This is a genomic window from Amycolatopsis orientalis, assembly GCF_000943515.2.
Classification (GTDB): Bacteria; Actinomycetota; Actinomycetes; order Mycobacteriales; family Pseudonocardiaceae; genus Amycolatopsis; species Amycolatopsis orientalis.
In genome coordinates this window covers 8831514-8843981 of the sequence record NZ_CP016174.1, presented here as the reverse complement: position 1 = coordinate 8843981, position 12468 = coordinate 8831514, and the positions used below count along the sequence as shown (strand labels likewise).

The following is a 12468-nucleotide window of genomic DNA, read 5'->3' as shown; positions in this document are numbered from 1 at the left end:
GCGGGGGGTCAGTAGTAGTAGGGCGAGGCCGACCAGTCGGGGGAGCGTTTCTCCAGGAACGCGTCGCGGCCTTCGACGGCCTCGTCCTGCATGTACGCCAGCCGGGTGGTTTCGCCGGCGAAGAGCTGCTGGCCGACCAGGCCGTCGTCGGTGAGGTTGAACGCGTACTTGAGCATCCGCTGCGCCGTCGGCGACTTGCCGTTGATCGTCCACGCCCAGTCCAGCGCCTCGGCCTCCAGCTTCGCGTGCGGGACGGCGGAGTTGACCGCGCCCATCGCCTGCATCTGCTCGGCCGTGTACTCGCGTCCGAGGAAGAAGATCTCCCGCGCGAACTTCTGCCCGACCTGCTTGGCGAGGTACGCCGAACCGTAGCCGCCGTCGAACGAGCCGACGTCGGCGTCGGTCTGCTTGAACCGCGCGTGCTCGGCCGAGGCGAGCGTGAGGTCGCACACCACGTGCAGCGAGTGCCCACCGCCGGCGGCCCATCCCGGGACCACCGCGATGACCACCTTCGGCATGAACCTGATCAGCCGCTGGACCTCCAGGATGTGCAGCCGTCCGGCCCGTGCCGGATCGATCGTGTCGGAGGTCTCCCCATCCGCGTACTGATACCCGGAGCGTCCGCGAATACGCTGGTCACCACCGGAACAAAACGCCCAGCCACCGTCCTTCGGCGACGGGCCGTTACCGGTGAGCAGGACGCAGCCGACGTCCGAGCTCATCCGCGCGTGGTCGAGCGCGCGGTACAGCTCGTCGACGGTATGCGGACGGAAGGCGTTGCGGACCTCGGGACGGTCGAACGCGACACGCACGACGCGTTTGCCTGATCGGCTCTCAGAGGAGCGGTGATAGGTGATGTCGGTGAAGTCGAAACCTTCGACCTCGGTCCACAAGGCCGGGTCGAACAGCTCGGAAACCTGGGCGTCATCCACGTTTGGGAGAATAGGACGTGTGGCCGTGAGTCGTAGTGTCAAACCCGAGGTCTGCCGGTGAATCCCTCCACCGCGCAGGCCAGGGTCATCGTCGACGAACTCGTCCGCAACACCGTCTCGCACGTCGTCCTCTGCCCGGGCTCACGCAACGCCCCGCTGTCGATCGCGCTCTATGACGCGGCGGCCGCCGGACGTCTCCAGCTGCACGTCCGCATCGACGAACGCGGCGCCGCCTTCCTCGCCCTCGGCATCGCCGCGCGCACCGGCCGCCCCGTGGCCGTGCTGTGTACCTCGGGCACCGCGGCCGCGAACTTCCACCCCGCCGTGCTGGAGGCCGATCGCGCCGGTGTCCCGCTGATCGTGCTGACCGCCGACCGCCCGCCCGAACTGCGGGCCGCGGGTGCGAGCCAGGTCATCGACCAGCACCAGCTCTACGGCAACGCCATCCGCTACTTCGACGAGCTCGCCGTCGGCGAACGCCGCGCCGGGCAGAACTCGTACTGGCGCAGCCAGATCTGCCGCGCCTGGAACGCCGCGTACGGCGAATGGCGCTGCGGGCCGGTGCACCTGAACATCCCGTTCCGTGAGCCGCTCGTCCCCGATGTCGACGACGACGGCGAGTGGTTCGAATCACTCGAAGGGCGGCCCGACGGCGCCCGCTGGACCGAACTCCCCGACTTCGGCGCGCTGCCCTCGTTCGTGGTGCCCTCGGCCCGCTCCGGCCTGGTCATCGCCTGCGACACCGGTGTGCAGGCCGCCAGCGAATGGGCCGAGCTGCACGGCTGGCCGGTCGTCTCCGAAACCGGCGGCATCGGGCTGGCGGGCGCGACGGCGATCTCGTCCGGAGCGTGGCTGCTGGGCGTCGAGGAGTTCATTTCGCGGCACAAGCCCGAGCAGGTGCTGTGCATCGGCCGTCCGACGGTGTTCCGGCAGGTCCAGCGGGTCCTGTCCGATCCCGACGTCGAGGTGCTGCTGGTCCGGCCCGATTCCGACTGGCCCGCGCCCGCGCACAACGTCCGGCAGGTCGGCCAGTGGTTCGACGAGCCGACCAAACCCGCCGACCCGGAATGGCTCGCCAGCTGGCAGCGCGCGGACAAGGCGGCGTCGACGGCGGTGGCCGAAGCGCTGTCCGCCGAACCGTGGCCGAGCGGGCTGCGCCTGGCCTCCGAGCTGATCGACGCCGTCCCGGAGGGGTCGCTGCTGGTCGTCGGCTCGTCCAACCCGACCCGTGACGTCGCGCTCGCCGGACGGCTGCGGCCCGACGTCCTCGTGCACCGCAACCGCGGGGTCGCCGGGATCGACGGCATGGTCTCGACCGCGATCGGCGCCGCGACCGTCCACAGGGGACATTCGTACGCCCTGCTCGGGGACCTGACCTTCCTGCACGACGCCAGCGGCCTGCTGACCGGGCCCGCCGAGCAGCGCCCGGACCTGACGATCGTGGTGCTCAACGACGACGGCGGCGGCATCTTCTCCCTGCTGGAGCAGGGCGCGCCCGAGCACAACGCCAGCTTCGAGCGCGTTTTCGGGACGCCGCACGGCGCCGATCTGGGCGCGTTGTGCGCGGGCTACCGCGTCCCGCACGTCGTCGCCGAAACGCTCACCGAGTTCCGCGCCGCCCTGAAGCCCGCGCCCGGGTTGCGCGTGGTGGAGGTCCGTGTGGACCGAACGCGCCATCGTGAGCTGCACGCGCGCCTCCGTACGGCGGTGTCGTCCGCGGTGCGCGCTGTCTAGGTATTTTTCGTCTCGGTTCAAGGGTTAGGAACCCCTCCTTCGGACGTGTCTTCGCCATGATCGTCTGGCTACGTTCGAGCGCGCTGACCAATCCTGGGAGGGATTCGCAATGCGCTTGAACACTCGCGCCGGCTTCGCCGGACTGACCGCGGGCGTCGTCTCGGTGCTGCTCGCGGGCACCGCGGCCGCCGCACCCGCGCCCGGTTCGCCCGGCGTCGGCGACCCGTACTACCCGCACGCGGGCAACGGCGGCTACGACGTCGCGCACTACGACCTCCGGCTGACCTATCAGCCGTCGACCGATCTGCTGTCCGGGGCCACGACGATCCTGCTCACCGCCACACAGGACCTCTCGGCGTTCAACCTCGACTTCGGGCTGAAGGTGTCGAGCGTCCGGGTGAACAACCGGCCGGCACGGTTCGTGACGTCGGCCGACGGCACCGGCGAGCTGACCGTGACACCGGTGACGCCGCTCAAGAAGGGCCAGACGGCGACCGTCGTCGTGGCCTACGCGGACACGCCGTCGAAGGTGAAGATCGACGGCATCACCGGCTGGAAGAAGACCCCGGACGGGGCGCTGGCCGTCGACGAACCGCAGAGCGCGGCCTGGTGGTTCCCGTCCAACGACCACCCGACCGACCTGGCCACCTATGACGTCTCGGTCGAGGTCCCGAACGACGTCGCGGCGCTTTCGAACGGCACGCTCGTGCGCAAGACGGCGCAGCGGCCGGGCTGGACCCGCTGGAACTGGCGCAGCACCAAACCGCAGGCGACGTATCTCACGTCGCTGGAGGTCGGCAAGTTCGAGGTGAACGAGCAGACCACGCCGGAGGGGCAGCCGTTCGTCACCGCCTACGGTGCCGACCTCGGCGACTCGCTCGGCGCGGCCAAGGCCAGCATCGAGCGGACGCCGGAGATCACCGGGTTCCTGGCGTCGAAGTTCGGCCCTTACCCGTTCGAGGCGCAAGGCGGCGTCGCCACCACCGGCATCACCTTCGCGCTGGAGAACCAGACGCGGCCGGTGTACGGCGCCCGCGCGTTCCGGTCCGGCTCGAACACCTCGGTCGTCGCCCACGAGCAGGCGCACCAGTGGTTCGGCGACAGCGTGACCCTCGGCAAGTGGAGCGACATCTGGCTGAACGAGGGCTTCGCCTCCTACGCGGAGTTCTTGTGGTCGGAGGAGACCGGCGAGGGCACGGCCGACGAACTCGCCCAGTACATCTACGACTCGGCCCCGGCCGAGGACCCGTTCTGGCAGGTCCTGCCCGCCGACCCGGGCGTGGAGAACCAGTTCGACGCGGCCGTCTACGACCGGGGCGCGCTCGCGGTGCACGCGTTGCGCAAGGCTGTGGGTGACGACACGTTCTTCCGCATCCTGCAGACCTGGCAGCAGGTGAAGAAGCACAAGTCCGCGGTGATCCCGGAGTTCATCGCGCTCGCCGAGAAGATCTCGGGCAAGCCGCTGTACGACCTGTTCCAGACCTGGCTGTACACCAAGGGCAAGCCCGCGGTGGGGCCGAACGGGGCCGCGCCTTCGGCGCTTCGGGCCGCTTCGGTGCCTTCCGTGCCGAAGTCCTACCCGCAGATCAGGGCGACGCACGAATTCCTCGCCGAGCGACACGCCCACTGACGGGTAGCGCTACGCTCGCGGCGTGACGGCCAAAACGGAGCGGGTGAGGCGCATCGGGTGGTACGCCGCCCTCGTTGTCGCCTCACTCGTCACCGTGCTCTGCGGCTCGCTGCTGTTCGCCGCCATCCGCAACGACAACGCGATCGAAGCGCAACCCGGCCAGGCGACCGCGCAGGTCGAGTCGGTGACGTTCGACCGCACGATCATCAACTACGCCACCCCGGACGGCGTCGTGCACAGCCCGGCCAACGGCGTCCTCTACCCGGCCGGGCTGGCCGCCGGGCAGCTGGTGAACATCGAGTACGACGTCGGCGACCCGGAACTCGCGCGGGTGGCCGGGCGGTCGGTGGTCAACACGCTGCTGCCGCTGGGCAGCATGGTCTTCTTCACCTGGCTGATCGCCGGGCCGCTGCTGTGGTGGATCCGGCGGCAGCGGCTGGCGTACCGGCGCTCGCTCGCGGAGGCTTCGGTGGTGGAGGCCAGCGTCTAGTTTCGCGCCTCGTGTCATAAGGGGTCCCCATAGGACGAAATTTGTCCTATGGGGACCCCTCATGACACCAGGGTGACGGGGAGGGCTCAAGCAAGGCTCAACCGACGGAGTCCCGCCACCACCCCAGCACCTCGTCGGCCACCCCCGGCGCCGCCACCAGCAGCGCGTCCACAGGGAGCGCCGAGTCCTCCCCGTGCCGGTCCAGCACCACGGCCCCCGCCTCGATGGCCAGCGCGACCGAACCGGCGACGTCCCATTCGCGGTAGCTGTGCAGTACCGCGGCGGCCGCGTGCCCCAGCGCGACCTGCGCGATCGCCAGCGCCGCCGAGCCGAGCACCCGGACGCCGGCGTGCGCGGCGGCGGCGCGTTCGATGAACTGGCCCATCCCGGGCCAGACGCCCTTGCGCGTGAGTTCCGTGCAGACGATCGCCCCGGCGATGCCGCTGCGGTCGGTCAGCGTGATCGGCTTGCCGTTCGCGCGGGCGCCGCGGCCACGGGCGGCGGCGTAGATCTGGGCGCGGTACGGATCGGCGACCACGCCCACCACCGGCCCCGAAGCGTCGATCAGGGCGAGGCTGTAGGCGCACCAGGGAACACCGGCGACGTAGTTCGCGGTGCCGTCGACGGGGTCGACCACCCAGCGGTACTCGGCGACGTCGGCACCGTGGTCGGCGCCGAATTCGCCGCCGACGACGGGGACACCGGGGAATTCCGCGGTCAGCACGCGGCGGGTGTGGCGTTCGAGGATCCGGTCCGTGTCGGTGACCCAGTCGAACGGGGAGTCCGTCAGATCGGGATGGGCGCCCCGGCCGGCGGTCGCGGTGATCACGTCGGTCGCGTCGTTGGCCAGCCGCCCGGCCACTTCCAGTGCCCTCGACACCAATCCGGGCTCGACGGGTTGTGGCGGCCTTGACGACAGGAGGGTCATGCCTGACTAGTGTGGCCGAGGCTGGTTTACGGAACACGACCTTGAGATGACATGTCGTGGAGTTCCGTTTCTGTTGGGGTAGGTGTCACAACCGGATGCGACAGTGACCCCGTGCGAGTCGCGATAGTCACCGAAAGTTTCCTGCCCCAGGTGAACGGCGTGACCAACTCCGTGCTCCGCGTCGTGGAACACCTCCGCGACCGCGCGCACGACGTGCTGATCATCGCCCCCGGGCCGGGACCCGGGGAGTACCTCGGCGCCCCGGTCGTGCGCATCCCCGCCCTCGACTTCCCCGGCGTGAACTCCCTTCCGGTCGGCGTGCCGACCCGGACGGTGCTGACCGCGCTGGCCGATTTCGGACCGGACGTGGTGCACCTGGCCTCGCCGTTCGTGGTCGGCGCCCGCGGTCTCGCCGCGGCCAGACGGCTGCGGGTGCCGTGCATCGCGGTGTACCAGACCGATATCGCCGGTTTCGCCGCCGCGTACGGCTTCGGCATCGCCGCCCGCGCGGCCTGGCGCTGGGTGCGCCGCCTGCACTCGCGAGCCGACCGCACGCTCGCGCCGTCGTCGGATTCGGTGGAACAGCTGAGGCTGCACGGGATCCCGCGGGTGCACCGCTGGGCTCGTGGCGTCGACATCGAGCGGTTCTCGCCGGTGCACGCCGACCCCGCGCTGCGTGCCGAACTGGCGCCGAACGGGGAACTGCTGGTCGGTTTCGTCGGCAGGCTCGCGCCGGAGAAGGAGGTCGAGCGGCTGACCGCGCTCGCCGGGGTCGACGGGGTCCGCGTGGTCGTCGTCGGGGACGGGCCGGAGCTGCCGATGCTGCGCGAGCGGATTCCGGGCGCGGCCTTCCTCGGCGCCCGGTACGGCGAAGAGCTTTCCGCCGCGTACGCGAGCCTCGACGTCTTCGTCCACACAGGACCGCATGAGACCTTCTGCCAGGCCGTCCAGGAGGCGATGGCGTCCGGACTGCCGGTGCTCGCGCCGGACGCGGGCGGGCCGAAGGACCTCGTCTTGCCGGGCCGCACCGGCTACCTGCTGCCCGCCGATCGGGCAGGCTTCGCGAAGGCGCTGGTGGAGAAGGTCGACGACCTGCGCGACGACGCGTTGCGCGCCAGACTGGGGGAGAAGGCGCGCAAGGTGGTGCTGGGCCGGACCTGGCCCGCCGTCTGCCGGGAACTGGTCGGCCACTACGAGGCCGTCCAGGGCAAAGTCGCCCGCGCGGCCTGACATGCACATCATCCAGCTGGCCAATTTCTACGGGCCGCGTTCGGGTGGGCTGCGGACGGCGTTGCACCACCTCGGCGCGGGCTACGTGGCCAGCGGGCATCAGGTGACCCTCGTGGTGCCCGGGCGGCGCTACGCGGACGAGATGCTGCCCTCGGGGGTACGCCGGTTTTCCCTGCCCGCGCCCCAGATCCCGGGCACGGGAGGCTATCGCGCGGTCGACCCGCATCGCGTCCGCGCGGTGCTGAAGCGGCTGGAGCCGGACAGGCTGGAGGTGTCCGACAGGCTCACGCTGCGCGGTATGGGTGTCTGGGCACGGCGCAACGGCGTGCCCAGCATGGTCATCTCCCACGAGCGGCTCGACAGGCTGCTGGAGCAGTTCCTCATGCCCGAGCCCGTCGCGCGGCGCGTCGCGGACGTCGCGAACCGGCGGATGGCGCGGTGCTACGACACGGTCGTCTGCACGACGGCGTTCGCCCGCGCCGAATTCGACCGGATCGCCGCGCCGAACGTGCGCCGCGTCCCGCTCGGCGTCGACCTGACGACGTTCGCCCCTGCCCGGCGTGACGACGGCTGGCGGCACACGCTTTCCGGGAACGCGGACGCGCTGCTCGTCCACTGTGGACGCCTGTCGCCGGAGAAGCATGTCGAGCGCAGTGTGGACACCGTCGCCGAGCTGACCGAGGCAGGACACCGGGTGCGGCTCGTGATCGCGGGCGACGGGCCCCGGCGGCGGGCGCTGGAACGGCGGGCGCGCGGGCTCCCGGTGACCTTCCTCGGTTTCCTCGCCGGCCGCGGCGACGTCGCCCGCCTGCTGGCCAGCGCGGACGTCTCCCTCGCGCCCGGTCCCCACGAGACGTTCGGGCTGGCCGCGCTGGAGGCGCTCGCTTCGGGAACGCCGGTGGTGGTCTCGGCGTCGTCGGCGCTGCGGGAGATCGTGCGCCCCGGCTGCGGCGAGGCCGTCGACGATCACGCCCCGGCGTTCGCGGGTGCCGTCACCGGCTTACTGCAGAGTCCCGAAGACGCGCGGCGCGCGGCGGCGCGGGCGCGTGCGGAGGAATTCGCCTGGCCACGGTCGGTTCAGGGAATGCTCTCCGCGCTCGCCTGATTACCCCAAGATCATTTGTATCCAATTTGTACAACCGGCATTCATCGTCCCCTCACGCCATCGAGCGAGAGGACGGCACGTGAGGTTCGAAGTACTGGGAACGTTCACCATCTCTTCCGGTCCGCGGTCGGTACCGCTGGGCGGCCGGATGAGGAGAACGCTGCTCGGCGTGCTGCTGGTGAGGGCGAACACCTTCGTACCGGTGGATGTGCTCACCGAGGCGCTGTGGGAAAGCCGGTGGGAGCCGCGGGCGGTGCCGAAGCTGCACTGGCATGTCCACAAGCTGCGGCAGGCCTTGCCCGAGGCCGAACGGATCAGCTTCGACAACGGCGGCTACCGGCTGGAGGTCCACCCCGGCGAACTCGACGTCGAGACCTTCGAGACGCTGGCGGGCCAGGCATTGAAGTCCACCGACCCCGCCCAGCGGGCCTCGCTCATCCGGCAGGCGCTCACGCATTGGCACGGCGCGCCCTACGAGGGCTTGGACGTCCCCCTGCTTTCGGACGAGACGATGCGCCTTTCGGAGTACCGCCTTGTCCTGCTGGAAGAGCTTTACCAGGCGGATCTGGACCTCGGACGGCACGCGAGCGCGGCCGTCGAGCTGGCCGGTCTGGTGCGGCGGCATCCGCTGCGGCAGCGTGCCCAGTACCTCCTGATGGACGCTCTCTGGCGGGCCGGGCGCACGTCCGACGCGCTGGCGGCGTACCGGCGGGCGCGCCGGGTCTCGATCGATCAGCTCGGCCTCGAACCGGGGCCGGAACTGCGGTTGCTGGAGCGGAGGATCCTCGCGGGTGAAGCCGCGGGGGCCGGTGCGCACCGTGCCCCGGCGTTGCTGAACCGGACCAGGTGAACCTACGGGGCGCCGCTTTGCTCCTGCTTGGCCGACGGCGCCCCTCAGGATTCGCGAAGTAGTGTTCGAGTATGTCCCGAGCGAGTCTTGACAAGGATCCGCACGAAGTCGCCGCCATGTTCGACGACGTCGCGGACGGCTACGACCGCGCGAATTCGTTCATGACCTTCGGCTTCGACCGCCGCTGGCGCACCACCACCGCCCGGGTGCTGGACGCCAAACGCGGCGAGAAGGTGCTGGACCTCGCGGCGGGCACCGGCGTGTCCACCGTCGAGTACGCGCGCAACGGGGCCTGGTGCCTGGCCGCGGACTTCTCGGTCGGCATGCTCAAGGCGGGCAAGCATCGCGGCGTCCCGATGGTGGCCGCCGACGCGTTGAAGCTGCCGTTCGCGGACGAGAGCTTCGACGCGGTGACCATCTCGCTCGCGCTGCGGAACTTCGTCGACACCAAGGCGGCGCTCACCGAGATCGCGCGCGTGGTCAAACCGGGTGGGCGCCTGGTGATCTGCGAGGTGTCGACGCCCACATTCCCGCCGATCCGGTTCCTGCACCGCAAGTTCATCCTGCGGCTGCTCACCTGGGTCGGCAGCCGGACCTCGACGAACCCCGAGGCTTACTCCTACCTGGCCGAATCCATGCTGGCGTGGCCGGATCAGCGGACGCTGGGCGAGATCATCGCGAGCGCCGGGTGGACCGAGGTCGAGTGGCTGAACCTCACGTTCGGCGTCGTCGCCATCCACCGTGCGAAGAAGCCCGCATAAATCCGCCTTCCTCGCCGCCGCCACCCTCAACGGACGAGCTTCGCTCGGCTGTAGATTCATGAGCATGACCCGTCGCAACGCAGACCACGACGCCGAAGTCATCGTCGTCGGTGCCGGACCGGCCGGCTCCACCGCCGCCACGTACCTCGCCCGCGCGGGCGTCGACGTGCTGCTGCTGGAGAAGACCGAGTTCCCGCGCGAGAAGGTGTGCGGCGACGGGCTGACCCCTCGCGGTGTCAAGCAGCTCATCGACCTCGGGATCGACACCAGCGAGGACGCGGGCTGGGTGCACAGCCGCGGCCTGCGGATCCTCACCGGCGAGCTGACGCTGGAACTCGACTGGCCCGACCTGACGAGCTACCCGCCCTACGGCGTTTCGCGCACTCGCCAGGACTTCGACGACCTGCTCGCGAAGACCGCGGTCAAGGCGGGCGCGCGGCTGTACGAGCGCACGACCGTCACCGGCGCGATCACCAGTCCGACCGGTCGTGTGATCGGCGTCGAGGCGAAGGTCGGCCCCGAGAAGACCCCGGTGAGCTACCGCGCTCCGCTGGTACTGGCCTGCGACGGTGTCTCGGCGCGGCTGGCGCTGAGCGTCGGCATCCAGAAGAACGAGAAGCGCCCGATGGGCGTCGCGGTCCGCCAGTACTACAAGAGCCCGCGCCACGACGACCCGTTCATCGAGGGCCACCTGGAGCTGTGGGACCGCAGCGATCCGCGCGACCCGAAGCTGCTGCCCGGCTACGGCTGGGCGTTCCCGCTGGGCGACGGCACGGTGAACGTCGGCCTCGGCATGCTGTCGACGTCGGCCGCGTTCCGCAGCACCGACTACCGCGCGCTGCTGCGTCAGTGGCTCGACGGCACGCCCGAGGAATGGGGCTACCGCGAGGAGAACGCCATCGGCAAGGTCGGCGGCGCCGGTCTCCCGATGGGCTTCAACCGCACCCCGCACTACCGCGACGGCCTGCTGCTGCTCGGCGACGCGGGCGGCATGGTCAGCCCGTTCAACGGGGAGGGCATCTCGGCCGCGATGGAGTCCGCGCAGCTGGCGTCGGAGTTCGTCGTGCAGGCCTTGGCGCGGCGTGAGGGACCGTCGCGTGAGCGGGCACTGGAGGGCTACCCGCGCGCCGTCGGGGAGCTGATGGGCGGCTACTACCGGCTCGGCAACGTGTTCGCGAAGCTGATCGGGAAGCCGAAGGTCATGCACGCCGCGACGAAGTACGGGCTGCGGATCAACTCGATCCTTCCGCTGGTCTACAAGGGACTTTCGGGTTGCTACGACGCCAAGGGCGGGGACGGCGTGGACCGCCTCATCGCCGCTTTGGCGCGAGCCACCCCCTCCCCGCGCTGACCCTTTCGTACCTCGCGTGAAGGCCCCCTTCCCTCGGCTCAGTCGAGGGAAGGGGGCCTTCACGCGCAGGTGGCGCCACACGTCTGGACCAGTCACGGGTACGCCGCACAGTGGTATCGGTCACAGGACAAATGTGGTCAAACGGACTCCCGGACTCGATCTTGGGGACGACGTCGCAGGTCATCGGCACCGCACGCCGGAAGTAACCGTACTGGCCGTGCGGTCAAGTTAGGGCAGCCTTATAGCACGGGGTCTAGGGACAAGAATGTGAGTCGCGTCCTACACTCGGGCCATGCTTTGTGAATCGCTTCACATCCTCGACCGGAGGCTTGTGAACTATTTCACAAGCAAGGGGGCCGTCATGCACGGCCCGTAAGGGTTGCCTAACCCTCGGCGGTGTGACCCAGGTCCCTTAGGGTGCCGACGAGGGAAGCGGTGAACCCCGACTCGAAAACCGCAGCGGCGCGGAAAGGATGGCGAAAACCCCGTGCTGATGTTGCCCGTGCTGGCCCAGGCCGGTACCCCGACGGTCCCCAATCTCGACATGTACCTCCCCCTGGTGCTCCTGTTCGTCCTCGCTCTCGGCTTCGCGGTGCTCTCGGTGCTGCTCGGCCCGCTCGTCGGTCCGAGCCGGGCCAACAAGGCGAAGCTCGCGGCCTACGAATGCGGTATCGAACCGTCGCCGCAGCCGGTCGTCGGCGGCGGCCGGATGCCGGTCGCGTACTACATCACCGCGATGCTGTTCATCCTGTTCGACATCGAGATGGTCTTCCTCTACCCGTTCGCGGTCTCCGCGGACGCGCTGGGCATGTTCGGCCTGGTGGAGATCGTGCTGTTCATCGCGACGGTCGGTTTCGCGTACGCCTACGTATGGCGTCGCGGCGGCCTGGATTGGAACTAGAGAAGCATGGGCCTCGAAGAAAAACTCCCCAACGGCATCCTGCTCGCCAGCCTCGAAGGCCTGGTCAACTGGGCGCGCAAGAACTCGATGTGGCCCGCCACCTTCGGTCTCGCCTGCTGCGCGATCGAGATGATGACCGTCGGCGGTTCCCGCTACGACATCGCCCGGTTCGGCATGGAGCGCTTCAGCGCGACGCCGCGTCAGGCCGATCTGATGATCGTCGCCGGCCGCGTCACGCAGAAGATGGCGCCGGTGCTGCGCCAGATCTACGACCAGATGGCCGAACCCAAGTGGGTGCTGGCGATGGGTGTCTGCGCCTCGTCCGGCGGGATGTTCAACAACTACGCCGTGGTGCAGGGCGTCGACCACATCGTCCCGGTCGACATGTACCTCCCCGGCTGCCCGCCGCGCCCCGAGATGCTGCTCGACGCGATCCTGAAGCTGCACGCCAAGATCCAGGACGAGCCGATCAACGCCCGCCGGGCCGCGATCCGCGCCGCCAGTGGTGAGCGCACCGAGCTGATCGCCTCCTCGATCAAGTACGCGAAGAAGTGAG

The 12468-nt window shown here is 69.8% G+C and carries 12 protein-coding genes; 10 read left to right on the top strand and 2 right to left on the bottom strand.

Annotated elements, in window-relative coordinates; translation table 11 throughout:
* Window positions 1–8: 8 nt before the first annotated feature.
* A complete protein-coding gene (locus tag SD37_RS38675; RefSeq protein WP_044851831.1) occupies window positions 9–932 on the bottom strand; it encodes a 1,4-dihydroxy-2-naphthoyl-CoA synthase in 924 nt (307 codons plus the stop codon).
* A gap of 57 nt (window positions 933–989) precedes the next feature.
* Between SD37_RS38675 and menD the strand changes: the two genes are divergently transcribed.
* The 3 genes from menD (at window position 990) to SD37_RS38660 (ending at window position 4786) form a co-directional block, all read left to right on the top strand.
* Window positions 990–2666: a 2-succinyl-5-enolpyruvyl-6-hydroxy-3-cyclohexene-1-carboxylic-acid synthase gene (gene menD, locus SD37_RS38670; RefSeq protein ID WP_044851832.1), complete on the top strand. Its 1677-nt coding sequence runs from the start codon at window positions 990–992 to the stop codon at window positions 2664–2666.
* 109 nt (window positions 2667–2775) lie between these two features.
* Window positions 2776–4296, top strand: coding sequence for a M1 family metallopeptidase (locus SD37_RS38665; protein ID WP_044851833.1), 1521 nt, complete (start codon window positions 2776–2778; stop codon window positions 4294–4296).
* A gap of 22 nt (window positions 4297–4318) precedes the next feature.
* A complete protein-coding gene (locus SD37_RS38660) occupies window positions 4319–4786 on the top strand; it encodes a DUF3592 domain-containing protein (protein ID WP_044851834.1) in 468 nt (155 codons plus the stop codon).
* A 97-nt stretch (window positions 4787–4883) separates the two neighbouring features.
* On the opposite strand, the gene SD37_RS38655 is transcribed toward SD37_RS38660, so the two are convergent.
* Entirely contained in the window at window positions 4884–5714 is an 831-nt protein-coding gene (locus tag SD37_RS38655; RefSeq protein WP_044851835.1) for an inositol monophosphatase family protein, read from the bottom strand.
* Window positions 5715–5825: 111 nt separating this feature from the next.
* Here SD37_RS38655 and SD37_RS38650 point away from each other — a divergent pair, with 111 nt between their 5' ends.
* From SD37_RS38650 to SD37_RS38620, 7 genes are all read left to right on the top strand, one after another.
* Window positions 5826–6944 carry a glycosyltransferase family 4 protein gene (locus tag SD37_RS38650; protein ID WP_201788862.1) on the top strand — a complete coding sequence of 373 codons (1119 nt, stop codon included), beginning with the start codon at window positions 5826–5828 and terminating at the stop codon, window positions 6942–6944.
* A 1-nt stretch (window position 6945) separates the two neighbouring features.
* Entirely contained in the window at window positions 6946–8049 is a 1104-nt protein-coding gene (locus SD37_RS38645; protein ID WP_044851837.1) for a glycosyltransferase family 4 protein, read from the top strand.
* A gap of 79 nt (window positions 8050–8128) precedes the next feature.
* Window positions 8129–8899: an AfsR/SARP family transcriptional regulator gene (locus SD37_RS38640; protein ID WP_044851838.1), complete on the top strand. Its 771-nt coding sequence runs from the start codon at window positions 8129–8131 to the stop codon at window positions 8897–8899.
* Window positions 8900–8970: 71 nt separating this feature from the next.
* Window positions 8971–9660 carry a demethylmenaquinone methyltransferase gene (locus tag SD37_RS38635; RefSeq protein WP_044851839.1) on the top strand — a complete coding sequence of 230 codons (690 nt, stop codon included), beginning with the start codon at window positions 8971–8973 and terminating at the stop codon, window positions 9658–9660.
* A 64-nt stretch (window positions 9661–9724) separates the two neighbouring features.
* Entirely contained in the window at window positions 9725–11011 is a 1287-nt protein-coding gene (locus SD37_RS38630) for a geranylgeranyl reductase family protein (protein WP_037332937.1), read from the top strand.
* Between the two features lie 493 nt (window positions 11012–11504).
* Entirely contained in the window at window positions 11505–11912 is a 408-nt protein-coding gene (locus tag SD37_RS38625; RefSeq protein WP_037308493.1) for an NADH-quinone oxidoreductase subunit A, read from the top strand.
* 6 nt (window positions 11913–11918) lie between these two features.
* The gene (locus tag SD37_RS38620) at window positions 11919–12467 is read left to right on the top strand and encodes a NuoB/complex I 20 kDa subunit family protein (RefSeq protein ID WP_005151847.1); all 549 of its coding nucleotides are present in this window, start codon (window positions 11919–11921) and stop codon (window positions 12465–12467) included.
* Window position 12468 lies beyond the last annotated feature (1 nt).

Bases quoted from the DNA above. Each gene is read 5' to 3' on its own strand.
- SD37_RS38635 (WP_044851839.1), top strand. From the start codon at position 8,971: ATGTCCCGAGCGAGTCTTGACAAGGATCCGCACGAAGTCGCCGCCATG.
- SD37_RS38665 (WP_044851833.1), top strand. From the start codon at position 2,776: ATGCGCTTGAACACTCGCGCCGGCTTCGCCGGACTGACCGCGGGCGTC.
- SD37_RS38630 (WP_037332937.1), top strand. From the start codon at position 9,725: ATGACCCGTCGCAACGCAGACCACGACGCCGAAGTCATCGTCGTCGGT.
- SD37_RS38620 (WP_005151847.1), top strand. From the start codon at position 11,919: ATGGGCCTCGAAGAAAAACTCCCCAACGGCATCCTGCTCGCCAGCCTC.
- SD37_RS38655 (WP_044851835.1), bottom strand. From the start codon at position 5,714: ATGACCCTCCTGTCGTCAAGGCCGCCACAACCCGTCGAGCCCGGATTG.
- SD37_RS38645 (WP_044851837.1), top strand. From the start codon at position 6,946: ATGCACATCATCCAGCTGGCCAATTTCTACGGGCCGCGTTCGGGTGGG.
- SD37_RS38625 (WP_037308493.1), top strand. From the start codon at position 11,505: ATGTTGCCCGTGCTGGCCCAGGCCGGTACCCCGACGGTCCCCAATCTC.